Below are 16447 nucleotides of genomic sequence, written 5' to 3'. Positions count from 1 at the left end.
TAATTCTCGTGAACCTCCGGGGGCGGCTAGAAAAGTACAGGGATAGCAGGCGACACCGCAGACCCTAGTTCTTTACAGTAAAATTTCTCCACGGGAATTTAAAATCTCATTTTGGGGATTTTCCGTAAAATGGCAGGGGCCTTGTGGTGTTGGCGATTATGGTTAGCCGCTTGCCTGCTACCGGGGGATGTCCCCCATTGTGGATACTATTTGGCTATCTTGTCCCCTACATTCGGTCATTTCGGACACCCTAAAAAGAAAGGGCATTCGGAGATTTCGAGACCCTAAAAAGAAAGTTGGCAAAGGACCGGCAATGAAAAGACCTTCTATGGTAGCGGGTGAAGCGCGAGGCCGCAACGGGGATCATTGCAAAGAGGTTATCAAGTTGGGTATACCTTCGCAGGTGTCCACAATGAGAGTCCCCGCGCCTGGTAACAGTGGGAGAACAGGAACAAAACAGGCGTTTTTTGAAGCTGGTACACGCGTGATCGCAGGTTAAGGTGAGTTTATTAACACGATACGCGCGCGAGTATTTCCCCACTGTAAAAAGTTGATGAATACTTTCCCACCGCAAAAGGGACAAGGTTTACGCAAGGTATCTGAAAGAAGGTGTGCACGAGGCGCACACTGGAGGTGAACGGCATGAACAATGAAGAACTGGCGGTCAAGGCCAAAGACGGCGACCGGGACGCGCTCACGGCCCTGTATCTGAATAACCAGCGGTTACTTTACAAGCTGGCGAATAAGTATCAGGGCATAGCACAAGAGCGGCTATTAGATCCAGAGGATCTGGAACAGTACGCCTATTTAGGACTTGTCCGAGCCCTGAAATACTTCGACCCGGCAAAGCCGTACCGGTTCACCACTTACCTTAGCCGCAATGTCATGAATGTCGTTCGGGAAGCGTTGGGCCTGCGTTACTCCAAAGAACATCCTAAGCAGATAGACACGATTTCGCTTGATGCACCTTTACCGGGCCGGGAAGATGACGAAATCACGTTGCTTGACGCGCTGGAAAGCCCAGAGCCGTCACCGGCTAAACGGATAGAAAACGGTGAATTGCAGGAGCAGTTGAGGGCGGCGATAGGCACATTATCCCCACGGCAACGGCAGGTGATCCGACTGCGGTACATAGACGGGATGAAGCTGCGCGAGATAGCCGAGCGGATAGGGATATCCTATCAGGGAGTGCTCAGCGCGGAGCGTCACGCATTGGAGAAGCTGAGAAAATCTTTGCGGACGGCGCAAAGGCCCTTCTAACCTTGTTGTTTCCACATTTGATAAAAAGTGTTACGGTCAGACCGCCTAAAGGCCGCTGCGCGGGCTTGCAAGCCGATCACGCGCTAAGATATGGCCTTGTCACAACCGAAAACTTGTCATTTGCGATAATGTGCCCACTTGCGGGCATGCCCGTCATTTTTGACGATCGCTACCGACACGATTTCATTCATGCCGGTAGCAGGAGCGTACAACCGACAATCTGTCGTCTGTTCCCGGTGCAGCAGTTCGACGGTAACAGTTGCCACCGAATTACCGCGACGAACCCGGATTCCTCTGCGGCCGATTTCGTTCGAATGGTCAAGCGGCATCGTGTCGGTTGAGCAGCATGCGAGAGAACCCGTTTCGGCGGCATCTGGCGGTATTCGACCGGCCCTATCGCAACGGCAACTGTTTCCGTTGCATACCCACAGATATAAAACTAGCGGGCAACCCACGGAGGGAAGCCCGCCATTGCTTTATTATTTGATAATTTGCAAGGTAATCGGTTTGCCGTTCTGGAACTTTGTCACCACTTCCAGAGCGGTTACAGAAGAATCAATATCATCCACCACGGCCTTTATGCCGTCCAGCTTCTCACTGTTGAGTTTATAGCCGTCTGCAAGGGAATCCAATCGATTTGGAATATCGTGCTCTATTCTGGTTTCAATGATCCTAGTGCGGTCTTTTACTTCTGACATATCCGCTTCAAGACGTTCCAGTCGGGCGTTTACACTTTTTAACTGTGATCCCATTTCATTAATTTGCACCCCAAAGCCCTTCTGTCCAGCCTCAAGGTCATCCAACTTTTGAAGAATTCTACTTAACACGTCATCCATGTTTTCCCCTCCTGCCTGTGAGTTAGATTATACCACGTTAAGGATTAGCCCACAATGGGCGATATTGCCAAAAGAAAACGGTTATTCTTCCGGTTCATATTCGAGAATATCTCCCGGTTGGCAGTTCAACAGTTTGCAGATTTTGGACACATTATCAAGTGAAATCATCCGGCCATCTCTCAAGGCCTGAATGACCCCTTCGGAAAGCAGTTTCTCTCGACGTAACTTTGTGGTATTAAATCCGTTTTCTTTAAGTGCAGCCAACACATTGATTTTGTACCGAATGGGTATTGTCTCCACATCCTTTCTATTTGGGAATTTTTATTAGGGCCTTCTTTCCCACTGTAGAGAGTATAACATAGCATTACACAGATTTCAATGTAAAACATAGACTAAATATTACACAGATAATTATGTAATAAGTCAATAGAAATTACACAGAAAGTGGTGTATAATATAGACAGAAGTTAAGGGAAGGCAGACGAAAGTAGGCGAAAGCCGAAGCCAAGAATGCCGCGTAAAGCTGGGAATGGATAAGGGAGATTGAAACGGGCAGCGCCCTAGATGCTTAAAGCCACCCAGTCCTTAACTCGACGGCCCAGAGCCCCCGCAAACGGCTCTCCGTTTAGGCGTTGACCGGATAAAGCGCCGTCGATGGCAAGGAACGAAAAGCCACAGTTGGCGGGTTAAGCTCGAAAGCCTGCGCAGACAAGCCCCTGCACCCGGACGAAGACAGAAAGGTCTATATCATAAAAGAACGGGGGCAACCCGAAAAACACAGGCGAAAGAGCCATTTGCGGCACAAAAAGATTTTGAAAACAGTTCCGCTTTGCACCCTGTATTTCTCCTATTCGTGAGGGGGCAATGTGGGAGGACGCAACCGCCAGATTGCCCGTTTAGAAAATCAGAAAGGAGTTTTGTCATATTCTACACCAACCAGTTGCAAACTTCAATGCGGAAAGGAGCAGCCGCATGAAATACGTGAGCAGGGGCAAGAAAGTCAAAAGCGAAGAGGAACAGTTCTCAGAGCGTATCAGTTCTACCACCTACCTTGTGTCCGTCCATTTTAGCAAGACGGGCAAGGAAACATTCGAGGACAAGATCATGCGTCTTATTGAAAGCGAGGTGAAGAAAACTGCCTGACCTGATGTGTGCCGCAAAGGGAGCAGAAAGCCGGAAAGAGGAAAGCATGAGCAGCGAAAAACTGACACTTTTGTATGAGCGTTTGAGCCATGAGGACGGACGGGAAAATGAATCTCTGTCCATTGAGAATCAAAAAGCTTATCTGGAGGAATACGCGCTTCGGAACGGCTTTACCCACTTTGCCCACCGTACAGATGACGGATGGAGTGGGACAAGATGGGACAGACAGGGCTTTTTACAGATGATGAAGGATATTGAGTGCGGCGGCGTGGGGCAAGTCCTCATCAAAGACATGAGCCGTCTGGGACGCGACCATCTGCATGTAGGCTTGTTTTTAGAGCAGCTTCGGGAAATGAATGTGCGCCTAATTGCCGTTGCGGAGGGCATAGATACTGCCAAAGGCGAGGATGATTTTATGCCCTTCCGCAATATCCTTGCGGAGTGACACGCCAGAGATACAAGCCTTAAAATACGGGCGATATTCGGAGCAAGGACAGCGGCGGGAAACCATGTAACAGGGGCACTCCCCTATGGGTATCTGCACGACCCGCAAGACCACCAGAACTGGATCATAGATGAAGAAGCAGCCCCCATCGTAAAACGGATATTCCTGAGCGTCATTGCGGGAAAGAACATTGCCAAAATTGCGGAGGAACTGACTGCCGAACAGGTCATGACCCCCAACGCTCATTGGAAGCATATCGGGGAAAAGGCGAGCCACGGGACGCATAACGCTGACCCGTATAAATGGTCGAATACCACCATCATCAATATCCTCAAAAAAGAGAAATATATGGGCTGGAAAATCTTAAACAAGACAGGGACGGAGAGCTATAAATCCAAGAAGCGCAAGCCCACACCCGAAAACAGGCGTGTATTCAAAGACGCGCACCCGCAGATCGTTGACGAGGAAACATGGAATATCGTACAGCGGTTACGGGGAACAAAGCGCAGAGTTTACAAGTTGGACAGGGAAACAAATCCCCTAACAGGTATCCTCTACTGCGAGGATTGCGGCGCAAAGATGTACCACAAGAGAGGAAACACAGGGCGCTCCGACCAACCCCACCATGAGTATGTGTGTTCCAATTACCGCCACTATTCCAAATCCTGCACCTGCCACTATATCCGCGTGGTAGTGGTAGAAAAGCTGATACTGGACGCGATAAAGCGGGTGAGCAAATATGCCCTTGAAAATGAAGCCGCCTTTATCCAGCGGGTACGGGAAGAAGCGGAATTACAACAGGAAACGGAAGTAAAGGAAAACCGAAAGAAGCTGACAAAGAGCAAACGCCGCCGGGAGGAAATCAGCCGTCTGATTAAAAAGCTGTATGAAAGCTATGCCGCAGACAAAATCCCCGAAAACCATTTTTTGGAACTCTTGACGGGCTATGATACCGAACAGAAAAATCTTGATAGAGAGATTGAGAGGTTACAAGCCGAGATTGACCGCTACAATACCGATAGTGTGAGAGCCGATCGATTTTTAGAACTGGTAAAGCGGCACACTGAGTTTACGGAACGCACGCCCACCCTTTTGAATGAGTTTATCGAAAAGGTAGTTGTCCATGAAGCTGTTAAGATCGAGGGGAAACGGACAATGCAGGTGGATATTTACCTGTACAGCTAATTTTATCCGGATCAAATACGCTGCAATTTTTTAGGACTTGCGTTAAATTTTTTTGTGAATCTGCTTCCGTCATATCTAAATGGTGAAGAAGCGCCTCCTCCAATTCCTTTCGATCGAGGTTACGGACAGCACGAAGAATTTCTTTATGTTCCTCCAAGCTTTCCAAAAACCGTTCCATCTGTTTGACGCCATAAAGATAAAATACCACAAGATGTGTACCTAGATGGCTGTAAATCTCTGATATTTTTTCATTCTCTAAAGTCCCCACCAGCAAGACATGAAATTGGGTATCCAATTGGTTTTGTTTTGCATAATAATCGCTCGCGCTTGCAGTTTTCAAAGACTCTTCGAGTTGGCACGTATTCTCATTTAATATATCAACAAACTGCGGTTCCTCCTTCGCCTTTTGCAAAATTTGTGGAACCGCAAACAACTCTATCATTCTCCGGGCTTGCATCATATCGCGCAAGCCTTTTAATGTAAGCTTTTTGATGGTCACGCCACGTCTTGGGATGCTTTCTACAAGCCCTTCTGTAATCAGCCGGTTTAGTGCCTGTTTAATGGGAGTCTCGCTGATCTGGTAGCGTTGTGACAAATCATGTACTACGATTTTTTTTCCGGGCACAAGTTGTTTTGTCAAAATGTCGTCCTTTATCGCACGATAAGCAAGATCCACCAACAGGTAGGGGCTATCAATGTTACTCATCGAAAGTTCCTCCTTAAAAGTGTCTTGACATCATTGTAAATTATTGCTATATTAAAGTCAAGATTAGATTTTAGATTTAAAATTTAGAATCTAAAAAAAGAAAAGGAGTGTTTACTATGGCAAACAGTAGTTTCAAAATCAAAGTCCTTTCGCTTTTCACCTGTATTACCCTGTTATCAGCTTGCTCCTCCAATAACGCAACACAAAGCACTGATCCCTCCCCCGACACCACGCCAATCTCTTCGTCCGTGGCGTCGGATCCCGGCCAGAATGCCCCAGCCGCCCAAGAGCCAATTGAAATTCGCTGGGGTAACGTTTTCGCGCCCGATCTCCCCTTTAATCAAGGCACTGCGAAGTTTAAAGAACTCGTGGAAAGCAGATCCGATGGGAGAATTACCGTTAACCTGTTCCCCAGCTCTCAACTTGGGAATAACAATGAGATTATGGGGATGCTGGTAGAAGGCACCAACCAAATGGGAAATGAAGGCGGCGGATTTCTTGCGCAGTGGGCCCCAAAATTTTTGGTGAGTGAAGCAGTCTACGCGTTCCGGGACATCGATCATATGATGTCTGTTATGACTGGGGAAATTGGGCAGGAAATGTTCGCTGAGCTTCTTGAATCCCGCGGTATACGGGTAATCGATGTGTGGTACTATGGAACGCGGCACATCAGCACCAACAAACAGATTGATACCCCCGCCGATTTAAAGGGCGTCAAAATGCGCGTGCCGGATGGACCGCTTTATATTGCCAATGGCAATGCGCTCGGCGCGAGCCCCACGCCAATCAGCCTTTCGGAGGTCTATCTGTCACTTAAAACAGGTGTGATTGACGCGCAGGAGAATCCTCTGCCCACCATCTATCAGAACAAATTCCAGGAAGTTCAGAAGTACATCATCATGACCGGCCACAATTATAATTTTAATACGGTTATGGTCAACGACGCGTTTTGGCAGGGACTGTCAAAAGAGGATCAGGATTTGATTGTACAATGCGTCAAAGAAGCCGGCGAATATGAGAAGGAAATCGCCCTCCAGCAGGAATCCGATCTGGTAGCAAAATTGGAAGCGGAAGGCGTCACCGTACATACGCCTGACGTGGAGGCATTCCGAGCGGCGGCGACAAAATATATGACCGAAAACTTCGACTCCGAATGGGGCGAAGGTTATTATGAAGGAGTGCAGTCCTATCAGGAATGAGGTCGCGGGAATGAATAAAATCGTAAACGCTCTTATGCGCACAGCACACTTTGTCAACCGGATTTGCCGCGTAGTGTGTTGTATCCTTCTGATTCTAATCGTTGGGGCAACCTTCCTCCAGATTATCTGCCGGAAAATATTTTCTTCCCCATTGTCCTGGACCGAAGAATTTACCCGGCTTTTATTCGTCTGGCTCAACTGTTTGGGTTGTGCAATTGCAATCCAGATGAAAAACCAGATCCAGTTCGATTTTCTTGTTTCCAGGCTGATGTCTCCGCGATTGCAGAATATTGTCCGAATTCTGACAAATATCGTCATCGTATTATTTTTCTTTTTGCTGCTGCCGCCAACAATGCGATTGGTCCAGAGTATGAACACGATCCCCTCAGCAGCCCTTTCCTGGCCGTCGGGATTGCCTCATCTTGGGTATTTGGCCGGTCTATGCGCTATGATCGTCGCCTTTTTAGGGGACTGTATGGAAGCAGCCAGTGAGCTGACCAGGAAAGGAGGCGCACCCATATGAGCCTGCCTTTGGCCGCTTTTATCCTGGTATTAATCGTCCTGTTCCTATTCAAGGCTCCGATATGGTCCTCCTTACTGCTCTCCTCCACCACCTACCTGATTCTGTCCGGTGAACAGCTGACCTTGGTGGCGCGCAAATCCGTTGCCGGGATGGACAGTTTTTTGCTGATGGCAATACCAATGTTCATCCTTGCCGCGGAATTGATGAACCACTGTGGTATAACAACCTACCTGTTCCGGTTTGCAAATTCAATTGTGGGATGGATTCCCGGTGGTATGGCGCACACCAATGTTCTGGCAAGTATGCTGTTTGCGGGAATGTCCGGTTCGTCCGCCGCCGATGCCGCAGGATTGGGGACAATGGAAATCAAGGCCATGACGGACGACGGGTATGATAAGCCCTTTTCCGCAGCAATCACAGCGGCATCTTCAATCATAGGGCCTATCATTCCCCCCAGTATCCCCATGGTGGTCTATTCTTCCATCGCCGGCGCGTCGATCGGAAGGCTTTTCCTGGGAGGGGCAATCCCCGGTATCCTGATGGGTGGAGCCATGATGGCCATCTGCTACTGGACTGCCAAACGCCGCAGCTATCCCCGAAACGAGAGAATTGATCTGCGTGAAGTCTGGATAAGCTTCATTAAGGCAATTCCCGGATTGATGGCGCCAATCATCCTGTTGGGCGGCATCTACAGCGGTTTTTTTACCCCGACGGAGGCGGCTTCGGTGGCCGCTGTCTATGCATTTCTATTGGGTTTTTTGTTTTACCACACCATTAAACTCACAGATATGAAGCAAATCCTCATAAATACGGCCGCCAATACGGCAATCGTCTGTTTTATCATTGGAGCGGCAACCCTGTTTGGGTTTGTGCTGACCGCAGAACAAATCCCGATCAGGCTAACCGAAGGACTGCTCTCTTTTAGCCAAAACCCATATGTCATGCTGATGGTGTTCAATATTTTGTTCTTAATTCTTGGGTGCTTTATGGAACTCAATGCCACGATGCTGATCTTCTTACCGATCATTTTGCCCGTGGCGCAGGGACTTGGCATCGATCTGGTGCATTTAGGTGTTGTGATGGTCGTCAATTTGATGATTGGTACGCTCACCCCTCCGTTCGGGATGATGACCTATGTTTCGGCAGGAATTGCAAAAGTACCCCTGCACACAGTTTTCCGGGAATTGGCGCCGTTTATGGTTGTCCTCGTTATCGTATTGTTGTTAATCACCTATATTCCAGGACTGGTACTCTGGCTGCCAGGATTATTGGGATAGGAAGCAAGGCCATTTGAAAGGAGTTCATGCATTTGAAAATTCAAAATTTGGTACAGCCCAGCCAAGGACAAATTCAAAAGCTGCACATTGATGAAATCGAGCTCGCAATAAACGAAACAGGTGCGAACCTCTCACTGGAAAATATGGATTCCTGCTATTTCGTCATCTCTGGGTATGGGACGCTGAAAGTAGATGAATATCTTTATTCACTCTCCCCGCAGTCAAGTGTCTACATTCCCGCCGGAAACGATCATTGGTTCAATAACTCTGGGAATGTCGGTCTCAGGTTGGTTCGTTATTACACAAAAGCTTAGGGGGAATTTTGAATATGGGAGCGAATATAAAACATTTAAAACTGCATCAAACCAAACATGAAGATGAAACCGGACGGGTATCTTGCAACTACGTCAAGGGCACCGAATTTCACAGCAGCTCTTTTAACAGCGGAGACTATGGAATTTATTACTGCGGCGGTTTCGTACCCACCCATCTCCATGATGCCGTTGAGGAAGCGTTTTACATTGTAAGAGGCCACGGGATCATGACCATAGGCGACGAGGAACGCCCTGTGAAGGCTGGCGATATCATACCCATCCCCTGCGGCGTTCTGCATGGGTTGCGCAACACAGGTGATGATGTCCTGGAGCATATTGTTTGCTCAGCGAAATTATAGCTTTGGAGGTTTGTATATGGCGGTCCAAATTCAAATCTTAGCGGTTTCCGAAATGGCAATTCCTCCTTCGGCGGTATATAACAATGTGGGAACCCATGGTCCGATGCTCGAAACCATCGAGGAAAAAACACAGGTTACATGGAGTGACGGGACTGTCAGTGAGGGAGTCAAGCACTGTGGCTGCGCTTTTTACATCGATGACAACGGCACAAAAATTCTCGTAGACTCCGGGGTTGGAGATTTCGACCGGATTCATCGTATCCGAAAGGAGCGCGGGGACCGATACTACTTAAAAGCGCTGGAACCGCTGGAAGATCAGCTCAAAAAGCTGGGCGTACAACCAAACGACATTGACATCGTGGTCAATACGCATCTGCATTGGGATCATATCGGTGGAAACCAACTTTTTCCCAACGCCCAGTTAATGATCCCGGCGGATGATCTCCCTTATTTCCTATCCGCACCTGTATGGGCCCCACATTTTTATCCGGGAATGCGGGAATGTGTCACTCAAATGGCAAGAATAAAGCCCATTAACGGTAAGGGCACCATATCCAAGCATGTGCACTTTTTACAATTGGGCGGGCATACCCCCGGTAGTCTTGCTGTATTTATCGAAACCGCATCTTCCGTTATTGCTTTAGCTGGAGATATTGTCCCAAAATATGAGAATTGGGAGCACAATTGGCTGGGCCCAGGAGGGAATATCTGGAACCTAGGAGAGCTCGCCAAAGCGTACGATACTTTACATATGCGCGCGGATACTGTAATTCCTGCTCATGATTGGAAAGTGTTTTCGCATTATCCTGGTGGTGTAATTATATAATCTGCGTAAGCGTCAAATACTCCAACGGGTAGACAAGCATGAGAGAATAGTGGTGGGATGTTGTGAAACAATCCACCACTATTCTCTTTTAAGGGGCGCATAAAGATGACAGGTAATGAGTTAAAGCATCAGGCAAAAGTGCAGGAGTGCCGAAGTAGCGGGATATCCGTGCGCGAATGATGCCGTCAGCGAGGAGTAACCACAACAACATATTACCGGTGGGAAAGAGAAGTCCTGTCGGGTATCCGCAGGAAAGAACCAGCAGCTCACCCCGCAACAGCATTTGTGGAGCTGCCTGCACCACAGCCACCACGGAATGTTCCGGAACGTACCGCCACACTCAACATTGGGAGCGGCAGCATTGATCTGTATCAGGAAATGGGGCCGGAATTGCTGCAGATTTTGGCGGAGCTGCTGCGGACATGCTGAATAATTTTACCGGGGCGGATAAAGTGTACATTGCCTGCGGATATACGAATCTCCGACGTGGAATCGACGGTCTGGCGACGATCGTACAGCAGCAGTTCCAGTTGGATCCGTTCACCAACACGCTGTTCCTGTTCTGCAGGAAACGGCGGGACAGGATCAAGGGGGCGTACTGGGAAGGGGACGGCTTTCTCCTGTTGTACAAGCGTCTGGAGCAGGGAAGTTACCAGTGGCCGAGGAAAGAAAACGAGGTAAAAAGCCTGACGGTGCAGCACGAACAGTGCTTTCGGACCAGCAAGGGCAATATTTTATAGAAGAATCGGCGGGCGAATGTCTAACTGACACGGCCTTTATTGCTGATGGCTATGGAAACGCCTATAATCGTAATGAAATCATAGTCGAGAATGTTCGTGAGGCTTACGATGCGCTCGATGAGATCACATGAAAAAGTATGACGAGCTTCCCGGCTTCAAACTGGCCGGTGAATACACCGATCCTGACATCGGCATCACTCTGCCGGTCTATGAAATGCCAATGGAGACGGCGGAGAGCTGGAACGCAAAGGCGAAACGGCTGAATATGCAGGAAGGCGCAGGGGCTCATGGCTGAGGTTAACGTCTACGTCAACCGGTATGCAGACTATGCCCGCGCCGTTGGCCACCGCCCGCCTGTGTATGGAACAGATCAAGGCTTTGCCTATTGTGTAGGAAATGATTACATGGTATTCATCAACGAACGGGACGACATCGACGAGCAGATACACACACTGGCGCATGAGTGCGCACATATCGCTCTGGGACACATTGGCCCCAACGTGGACGCAGAGGAATAAGCGGAGCGGTTATCGTGCTTTATTCTGGGCTTTGCAAAGATGATGGCGCGGGAGGCGGCACTATGACGGCGAATGACTACATGGAAATTGTGACCCCGTTTATCAAAGAAGCATGGAGCGACGGGAAGGCCGGGAAGTACCGGGATGTCTGGGAATCATGGGCGACAGACAAGGCGGATACGATACAGAAGGCGATTGGTCATGTGCCTGGTGTAAATACAGTCGAGCAAATTCACATGATAGGCCGGGACCGTCTCGAAGCATGGGACAATGGACAGGCAAGCAATGGAGCACTCCACTGAATTGAAAGTTTAAGCCAATGCCATTGGGCCCAAAATTGGGCTCAATGGTTCTTCTCATTGTGGGTATACCGTAAAGCGCAGGACACCTTATTGCAAGTCAATACGATTGACGCGCAAAGGGACTATCAGCCACCTCGTCCACAGAGGAGCGCCGAAAATTTCCGGCAGGGGAGGGCTTGCGGCTTGACTTTGCCCCTTTGAGGGTCTATAATGAAAATACAAAGAGGCGCTGTCAGCAGACGGTTAGCCCTCAGAAGAAGCTTTTACAAAAAAGTAACCGCAATCTTGTCAGGGATGGGCGGTTACTTTTTTATGTATTTCACGGCCTCGGTGATCGCCACAACCAAAAGGATTGCTAAAATCATCTCGACCATACATACCACCCCCTTTCCGGGGTGGGCTAACCGCCTGCCGCCTTCAACAGCGCCTATCGCAATTATATCACGCCTTGCCCACCCGGACAAGGCGCTTTTTATTTGTCCTGGTTGTCCCGCTCCATCGTCTCACGGATAGCGCGGATAATGAACGCGGTCATGCTCTCGCCATGTGCTTTGGCGTGGTCGGCTATTATTGCTTTCTGGCCTTTGTTCAGAAGTAGATTGAAACGGTCTTTCGTCTTTGAAATATACTTATTCTGTGCTTTTGTTTTTGAAGTTCCCATTTAATTCACTCCTAAAAGTTTGTGCGATTTGCCTATTGAATATCGTTGCGCAACGATATATACTTTTAACCACAGGGAGACATGAATATACCTACCCGCAAGGGTACAAAAAATAAGCCTATGGACAAGATAGGTTTTCTTCTGTTACGCATGAATATACTTATTTTAATAATACCTGAATGCGTGGTCAAAATCAACGGTTTTGCGCATAATAAAAAAGGCCCCCGGAGTGATCCGGGAGCCAGGAGAGAATCAGAAGCGCAAAAGGGAATCCGTTTCCACGCCGAGCGCGTCGGCAATCTTGTCCAAGGTCTTTAACGTGGGATTGGTAACGCCGCGTTCGATCTTGCTGATGCTGGCGACCGTGAGATCCGCGTAATGCGCCAAATCTTCCTGTGTCTAGCCCTTTAACTGCCGCAGGCGAACAATGTTTTCTCCAACAGTTTTATATAATATTGTCATGGTAAACCACCCTAAATGTCAAATTTGAGGGCAAGGAGCGTCCGGTCTGGTACACCGGGCGCTTTTTGTTTGCCTTCAAGGTGGTTCGCCGCTAAGATAGCGGCATTTTTTCTGTCTGCGCCTAAGTGTCACCTTTCGGTGACACTTAGGCGCATAAAGGATGGTTTATTCGGTACATGTGTCGTACAACTGTCGTACTAACCATAATTCCGAAGGGAGCTGAAAACAAAAGAAAACCCGCAAAGCCTTTAGCAATGCGGGTTTACGTTATGGTGGAGGAGGATGGATTCGAACCATAATAAACATGGCTTATAATGCTACTTTGATGGCGTTACTGTGAATTTACTGTGTATTCATTCAAAATTTTTGCAGTTTTGTCCCGTCGAGATTTCCGAATATGGGTGTATGTGTCCTTGGTTACCGATATGCTGGAATGCCCCAATAATTCCTGCGCGTCCTTTTCGTCAATCCCTGCTTCGAACAGGATTGTTGCGAACCCATGTCTAAGCTGATGGGCGGTAAGGCCGGGGGTAATTCGGGAATGGCTCCGCCCGTTTTTGTCAACATAAACATAGGTGGTGTACATTCCAATAGCCTTACAATAAGCGTTCCACCCGTGCTTGAAGCAAGAATATGTCATTGGCTCTCCATTGTCGCCTGGAAATAGATAATCCTTGGGCTTCCCCCTGGGCAACTTCTCAGCTAAAATGTCAAGAAGGATTATGTCACGCTTTCCTGCTTCGGTTTTTGGTGTTTTGATCTTTGGGGTGTTGTTTTGATGATAAAGGGATTTCGTAATATGGATGACCTTATTTTTGAAGTCAATATCAGAGTATTGAAGTGCAAGGGCTTCACCGATCCGGCACCCGGTGTAGAGCAGAAAATAAGCAAGAAGGCCGAATGGCGCGTCGATGCTGCTCTTGACAAGCTCTATAGTTTCATCTGACGGCAACTCGCGCTTGTGTTTTGCGAGGTTTTTAGGCGGCTCGACGTACTCAGCGGGGTTCCCATCAACATCCCCATTCACGAGCGCGTAGGAAAAAATTAAATTGATGACAAGGAGCTGATTTCGAACAGTTTTTTGAGACATGCCTTTTCGCGCAAATAAGCCGATAAATGAATTGATGTCATTAGGTTTTATATTCCTGATCGGCGTGTCGCCAAACTGCTCAACTGCGCGGCTGAATGGTGCTGTATAACTTTTTTGCGTGTTATATGTAATCGTGGGGAAATGTTCATTCTGCCAGTTCTCGGCCACCTCTTTGAATAGCGGGCCGCGTTCCTTTATGCCCTGGAATTCGGCGATCTTACGGTTGACCTCTTTTTCGGTTTTGGCGCGAAAGGGGACACGCTTGCCGTCTATGGTGAGTACTTTTTCATATAGCCCATCCGGGCGGCGATACATCTTGTCTTTTTTCTGCGGTGCGCCGCAATAGTTGCAGAATTTGGAGTCGTCCGGGATTTGCTTACGGCATTTCTTGCACTTCAAAAAAACACCCCTCTAAGCCTTGCCGTAAGCTTAGAAAGGTGGTAAAATACTTACAGCAAAGCTATGAATTTTTTGGTATGGTTTGTGGCTTGCATCGATCCGTTTCCTGCGCCAACAGGAAGCGGATTTTTTATATTCTTCCTCTGTTGATAAAACCTGCTAGATGAGTGGATTTTGCTGTCCGTTTTATTGGACAATAAATATGATAAGATTAGATCACGCTAAAGGGCGAAATTAAAAGGAGGTAACAGCATGTGTGATCAGGGCATTAAAGACCATAAGACCAGCGACAGGATGAACCGCACGGGCCATGTGGCTCCTGCAAACCGTGCAAAAAGGGAAATTTTACCGGTTGAAACAGATACTGGAAAGGTATACAATGGAAGTGCCGGTAGAGAGGTCGGAGCTTTGACCGGGAAGGAGAGTATATCATGTACTTATGTTGATAGCGAAAGGTTTATCTCCATAGTGTGCCGGATAGCCAGTCTTTCGGATGAGCAGTTTGAAAGGCTTATTCTTTTGGTAGCATCTCAACAACATCAAGAAGTTTTTCAATACGATCCAGACCGCGCTCGTCAAGCCCTGCAATCCACTCTACAAATTTAAGTTTACGTGGATTGTTGTGAATGATTTCCCAAAGCCCATCACTGGAAACGGTGGTGGGCTTATCGTCTGCGTCAATTAAGTAGGAGGTAGGCACGTTAAAAAGTACGGACATAGCCTTTATTTTAGACATCGGAATATCTTCTACCCGTCCACATTCCCATTTGCTTACAGCATTTGTTTTAACACCCAGCCGTTCCCCAAGTTCAGTTTGAGTTAAGCCAAGAGCTTTTCGTAAAACTCGAATTTTACTTCCGATTGTCATAGTTGTGCCCCCTTCTGGATTTATCTTGATAATAACAAAAAAAATCAAAAAAGTCAACAAAATTATCTTGACAAGCAGAAAAACAAGAGTATAATAAAATTATCTTGAAAAGGTTAAAAGAGGTGATGAAAATGAATGCCGACAAATTGAAGGGGAAAATTAAAGAGCATGCCATGACCCAAGATATGGTAGCAAAGAAAATTGGGCTAAGTTTGTCTCGTTTCAACGCAAAGTTGAATGGAACAGACGGGGCAGAATTTTCTTTAGGTGAAGCACAATCGCTCAAATGGTTATTTGAGCTTACATCAGAACAGGTAGATGAAATTTTTTTCACATGAAATTATCTTAAAAAGGTGAATTATTAATTTGGCTAACAACGGAAAAAGCCGCCCCGAAGGGCGGCAATAGGAGTTCAATTATTTTTGTTTATGAGTTCTTTTGCGTAGGTAGCAATTTCGATAACACAACCAAGCGGTGCCTGCAACAGCTCATCTTCCGCAGCAGTTTCTTCGTCAGCCCCAATAAAATCCTTCTTTTTCAATCGAGCATAAACGGTTTCTCCGTTTGTAAGCCGTTGAAAAAGGTCGGCATTGCTTCCTGACGGAATCCACCCAATGTAAGTACCAAACCGCGTGGATACCCATACAGCGTTCTTGTCGTACTCATTGTTTGGGTCGGTTTGTAAAAATACCTGCTCTCCAGGCTTTAGCCCCGGGATTGCAGCTTGCGGATCACTGCCGAAGTGCTCATGGGTGATTCCTGATAAGTAGGTTTCCTTTATGGCTAAGCGTCTGTGGCCTGCTTCGTCATATTCTGGAAACTCAAATGGCGCGTTCTTGTTCGCTCTCTTGACCTTTGGCGGACGTCTAGATTGAAACAGGCAAAACAATCCCAACACAGTGAGAAGCAAGAACATTTGCCACGCGCCTTGTGAGAGTGGGCCGATGAGACCAATCACAATGATAACGACACCAATCACAGCCAGTTTCTTATTTTGAATTTTCATAAAGCACGCCTCCTTTACCACATCTTACCATACCAAAGGAGGACAATCAAGAATGATAGCCGCCCCGGAGGGCGGAGGAAAGGAGAAAATACGATGGATGAAACACGAAAGGCAATGCTTTTAGACACATTTGCGAATATTAACCGGCTTACTGAAGCAATTGAAGCGGAGTTCCGATCTGTAAGCAATATAGAAGGCAGAAAAGCAGCAGCTGAGATATTGCCTCAACTGCTGCAAGCATACCGACTTAAGGTCGATCTTTTAGGTGAGTTAGAAGGTATTCTTTAGCCCAGATATCAGGATGTAGTTTTCCTTTAAAACCGGTTCG

Annotated in this window: 24 protein-coding genes; 16 read left to right on the top strand and 8 right to left on the bottom strand. The window is 47.5% G+C overall.

What is annotated here, in order from left to right:
- Positions 1-642: 642 nt before the first annotated feature.
- Positions 643-1260: a sigma-70 family RNA polymerase sigma factor gene (locus BN4275_RS05360; RefSeq protein ID WP_066455100.1), complete on the top strand. Its 618-nt coding sequence runs from the start codon at positions 643-645 to the stop codon at positions 1258-1260.
- 479 nt (positions 1261-1739) lie between these two features.
- Here BN4275_RS05360 and BN4275_RS05355 read toward each other — a convergent pair whose 3' ends face one another.
- Together BN4275_RS05355 and BN4275_RS16970 are read right to left on the bottom strand one after the other, a co-directional pair.
- Positions 1740-2096, bottom strand: coding sequence for a hypothetical protein (locus BN4275_RS05355; RefSeq protein ID WP_066455097.1), 357 nt, complete (start codon positions 2094-2096; stop codon positions 1740-1742).
- 81 nt (positions 2097-2177) lie between these two features.
- Positions 2178-2363 (bottom strand): helix-turn-helix domain-containing protein, encoded by a 186-nt coding sequence (locus tag BN4275_RS16970; protein WP_242863583.1) that lies wholly within the window; start codon positions 2361-2363, stop codon positions 2178-2180.
- A 705-nt stretch (positions 2364-3068) separates the two neighbouring features.
- Here BN4275_RS16970 and BN4275_RS16965 point away from each other — a divergent pair.
- The 3 genes from BN4275_RS16965 to BN4275_RS16955 are packed head-to-tail and all read left to right on the top strand — an operon-like array spanning position 3069 to position 4869.
- Positions 3069-3239, top strand: coding sequence for a transposon-encoded TnpW family protein (locus tag BN4275_RS16965; protein WP_079988099.1), 171 nt, complete (start codon positions 3069-3071; stop codon positions 3237-3239).
- A 46-nt stretch (positions 3240-3285) separates the two neighbouring features.
- On the top strand, positions 3286-3684 hold the full coding sequence (locus BN4275_RS16960; protein ID WP_161940185.1) for a recombinase family protein: 399 nt from the start codon (positions 3286-3288) through the stop codon (positions 3682-3684).
- A gap of 24 nt (positions 3685-3708) precedes the next feature.
- Positions 3709-4869 carry a recombinase family protein gene (locus tag BN4275_RS16955; RefSeq protein WP_341423460.1) on the top strand — a complete coding sequence of 387 codons (1161 nt, stop codon included), beginning with the start codon at positions 3709-3711 and terminating at the stop codon, positions 4867-4869.
- On the opposite strand, the gene BN4275_RS05345 is transcribed toward BN4275_RS16955, so the two are convergent.
- A complete protein-coding gene (locus BN4275_RS05345; RefSeq protein WP_066455090.1) occupies positions 4817-5575 on the bottom strand; it encodes a GntR family transcriptional regulator in 759 nt (252 codons plus the stop codon). The genes BN4275_RS16955 and BN4275_RS05345 overlap by 53 nt on opposite strands.
- Positions 5576-5691: 116 nt before the next feature.
- On the opposite strand from BN4275_RS05345, the gene BN4275_RS05340 reads away from it, so the two are divergent.
- The 10 genes from BN4275_RS05340 to BN4275_RS05300 all read left to right on the top strand — a co-directional run bounded on the left by BN4275_RS05340 (position 5692) and on the right by BN4275_RS05300 (position 11633).
- Complete coding sequence (locus tag BN4275_RS05340; protein ID WP_079988096.1) at positions 5692-6774, top strand: sialic acid TRAP transporter substrate-binding protein SiaP; 1083 nt, start codon at positions 5692-5694, stop codon at positions 6772-6774.
- A 10-nt stretch (positions 6775-6784) separates the two neighbouring features.
- Complete coding sequence (locus tag BN4275_RS05335) at positions 6785-7297, top strand: TRAP transporter small permease (RefSeq protein WP_066455087.1); 513 nt, start codon at positions 6785-6787, stop codon at positions 7295-7297.
- The gene (locus BN4275_RS05330; RefSeq protein WP_066455086.1) at positions 7294-8574 is read left to right on the top strand and encodes a TRAP transporter large permease; all 1281 of its coding nucleotides are present in this window, start codon (positions 7294-7296) and stop codon (positions 8572-8574) included. Before BN4275_RS05335 ends, BN4275_RS05330 begins: the two co-directional genes overlap by 4 nt.
- 32 nt (positions 8575-8606) lie before the next feature.
- Positions 8607-8888, top strand: a complete 282-nt coding sequence (locus BN4275_RS05325; protein ID WP_066455079.1) for a cupin domain-containing protein — start codon at positions 8607-8609, stop codon at positions 8886-8888.
- Positions 8889-8902: 14 nt separating this feature from the next.
- Entirely contained in the window at positions 8903-9247 is a 345-nt protein-coding gene (locus tag BN4275_RS17895) for a cupin domain-containing protein (protein WP_079988093.1), read from the top strand.
- 16 nt (positions 9248-9263) lie between these two features.
- Positions 9264-10073 carry an N-acyl homoserine lactonase family protein gene (locus BN4275_RS05315; protein ID WP_066455065.1) on the top strand — a complete coding sequence of 270 codons (810 nt, stop codon included), beginning with the start codon at positions 9264-9266 and terminating at the stop codon, positions 10071-10073.
- Positions 10074-10495: 422 nt separating this feature from the next.
- The gene (gene tnpB, locus BN4275_RS05310) at positions 10496-10813 is read left to right on the top strand and encodes an IS66 family insertion sequence element accessory protein TnpB (protein ID WP_066455062.1); all 318 of its coding nucleotides are present in this window, start codon (positions 10496-10498) and stop codon (positions 10811-10813) included.
- Positions 10814-10940: 127 nt separating this feature from the next.
- Positions 10941-11108 (top strand): hypothetical protein, encoded by a 168-nt coding sequence (locus BN4275_RS17235; RefSeq protein WP_154018838.1) that lies wholly within the window; start codon positions 10941-10943, stop codon positions 11106-11108.
- Positions 11101-11331: an ImmA/IrrE family metallo-endopeptidase gene (locus tag BN4275_RS05305; protein ID WP_066455060.1), complete on the top strand. Its 231-nt coding sequence runs from the start codon at positions 11101-11103 to the stop codon at positions 11329-11331. Before BN4275_RS17235 ends, BN4275_RS05305 begins: the two co-directional genes overlap by 8 nt.
- Positions 11332-11393: 62 nt before the next feature.
- On the top strand, positions 11394-11633 hold the full coding sequence (locus tag BN4275_RS05300) for a hypothetical protein (RefSeq protein ID WP_066455059.1): 240 nt from the start codon (positions 11394-11396) through the stop codon (positions 11631-11633).
- A 472-nt stretch (positions 11634-12105) separates the two neighbouring features.
- Here BN4275_RS05300 and BN4275_RS05295 read toward each other — a convergent pair whose 3' ends face one another.
- The 4 genes from BN4275_RS05295 to BN4275_RS05280 form a co-directional block, all read right to left on the bottom strand.
- The gene (locus tag BN4275_RS05295) at positions 12106-12294 is read right to left on the bottom strand and encodes a type II toxin-antitoxin system TacA family antitoxin (RefSeq protein ID WP_066455056.1); all 189 of its coding nucleotides are present in this window, start codon (positions 12292-12294) and stop codon (positions 12106-12108) included.
- A 252-nt stretch (positions 12295-12546) separates the two neighbouring features.
- A complete protein-coding gene (locus BN4275_RS17525) occupies positions 12547-12681 on the bottom strand; it encodes a helix-turn-helix domain-containing protein (protein WP_079988091.1) in 135 nt (44 codons plus the stop codon).
- 406 nt (positions 12682-13087) lie between these two features.
- Positions 13088-14245: a site-specific integrase gene (locus tag BN4275_RS05285; protein WP_066455052.1), complete on the bottom strand. Its 1158-nt coding sequence runs from the start codon at positions 14243-14245 to the stop codon at positions 13088-13090.
- A 511-nt stretch (positions 14246-14756) separates the two neighbouring features.
- Positions 14757-15113: a helix-turn-helix domain-containing protein gene (locus tag BN4275_RS05280; protein ID WP_066455049.1), complete on the bottom strand. Its 357-nt coding sequence runs from the start codon at positions 15111-15113 to the stop codon at positions 14757-14759.
- Positions 15114-15244: 131 nt separating this feature from the next.
- Here BN4275_RS05280 and BN4275_RS05275 point away from each other — a divergent pair, with 131 nt between their 5' ends.
- Positions 15245-15451 carry a hypothetical protein gene (locus BN4275_RS05275; protein ID WP_066455044.1) on the top strand — a complete coding sequence of 69 codons (207 nt, stop codon included), beginning with the start codon at positions 15245-15247 and terminating at the stop codon, positions 15449-15451.
- Positions 15452-15525: 74 nt separating this feature from the next.
- Here the strand turns inward: BN4275_RS05275 and BN4275_RS05270 are convergent, their stop codons facing one another.
- Positions 15526-16119, bottom strand: coding sequence for an HIRAN domain-containing protein (locus tag BN4275_RS05270; RefSeq protein ID WP_066455042.1), 594 nt, complete (start codon positions 16117-16119; stop codon positions 15526-15528).
- Between the two features lie 93 nt (positions 16120-16212).
- Here BN4275_RS05270 and BN4275_RS05265 point away from each other — a divergent pair, with 93 nt between their 5' ends.
- Complete coding sequence (locus tag BN4275_RS05265; RefSeq protein ID WP_066455038.1) at positions 16213-16407, top strand: hypothetical protein; 195 nt, start codon at positions 16213-16215, stop codon at positions 16405-16407.
- Positions 16408-16447 lie beyond the last annotated feature (40 nt).

This window comes from Anaerotruncus rubiinfantis (assembly GCF_900078395.1).
GTDB classification, from domain to species: Bacteria; Bacillota; Clostridia; order Oscillospirales; family Ruminococcaceae; genus Anaerotruncus; species Anaerotruncus rubiinfantis.
This window is presented reverse-complemented; position numbering and strand designations above follow the sequence as displayed.

Bases quoted from the DNA above. Each gene is read 5' to 3' on its own strand.
- BN4275_RS05360 (WP_066455100.1), top strand. From the start codon at position 643: ATGAACAATGAAGAACTGGCGGTCAAGGCCAAAGACGGCGACCGGGAC.
- BN4275_RS05355 (WP_066455097.1), bottom strand. From the start codon at position 2,096: ATGGATGACGTGTTAAGTAGAATTCTTCAAAAGTTGGATGACCTTGAG.
- BN4275_RS16965 (WP_079988099.1), top strand. From the start codon at position 3,069: ATGAAATACGTGAGCAGGGGCAAGAAAGTCAAAAGCGAAGAGGAACAG.
- BN4275_RS16960 (WP_161940185.1), top strand. From the start codon at position 3,286: ATGAGCAGCGAAAAACTGACACTTTTGTATGAGCGTTTGAGCCATGAG.
- BN4275_RS05345 (WP_066455090.1), bottom strand. From the start codon at position 5,575: ATGAGTAACATTGATAGCCCCTACCTGTTGGTGGATCTTGCTTATCGT.
- BN4275_RS05340 (WP_079988096.1), top strand. From the start codon at position 5,692: ATGGCAAACAGTAGTTTCAAAATCAAAGTCCTTTCGCTTTTCACCTGT.
- BN4275_RS05335 (WP_066455087.1), top strand. From the start codon at position 6,785: ATGAATAAAATCGTAAACGCTCTTATGCGCACAGCACACTTTGTCAAC.
- BN4275_RS05330 (WP_066455086.1), top strand. From the start codon at position 7,294: ATGAGCCTGCCTTTGGCCGCTTTTATCCTGGTATTAATCGTCCTGTTC.
- BN4275_RS17895 (WP_079988093.1), top strand. From the start codon at position 8,903: ATGGGAGCGAATATAAAACATTTAAAACTGCATCAAACCAAACATGAA.
- BN4275_RS05315 (WP_066455065.1), top strand. From the start codon at position 9,264: ATGGCGGTCCAAATTCAAATCTTAGCGGTTTCCGAAATGGCAATTCCT.
- tnpB (WP_066455062.1), top strand. From the start codon at position 10,496: ATGCTGAATAATTTTACCGGGGCGGATAAAGTGTACATTGCCTGCGGA.
- BN4275_RS17235 (WP_154018838.1), top strand. From the start codon at position 10,941: ATGAAAAAGTATGACGAGCTTCCCGGCTTCAAACTGGCCGGTGAATAC.
- BN4275_RS05305 (WP_066455060.1), top strand. From the start codon at position 11,101: ATGGCTGAGGTTAACGTCTACGTCAACCGGTATGCAGACTATGCCCGC.
- BN4275_RS05300 (WP_066455059.1), top strand. From the start codon at position 11,394: ATGACGGCGAATGACTACATGGAAATTGTGACCCCGTTTATCAAAGAA.
- BN4275_RS05295 (WP_066455056.1), bottom strand. From the start codon at position 12,294: ATGGGAACTTCAAAAACAAAAGCACAGAATAAGTATATTTCAAAGACG.
- BN4275_RS05280 (WP_066455049.1), bottom strand. From the start codon at position 15,113: ATGACAATCGGAAGTAAAATTCGAGTTTTACGAAAAGCTCTTGGCTTA.
- BN4275_RS05275 (WP_066455044.1), top strand. From the start codon at position 15,245: ATGAATGCCGACAAATTGAAGGGGAAAATTAAAGAGCATGCCATGACC.
- BN4275_RS05270 (WP_066455042.1), bottom strand. From the start codon at position 16,119: ATGAAAATTCAAAATAAGAAACTGGCTGTGATTGGTGTCGTTATCATT.
- BN4275_RS05265 (WP_066455038.1), top strand. From the start codon at position 16,213: ATGGATGAAACACGAAAGGCAATGCTTTTAGACACATTTGCGAATATT.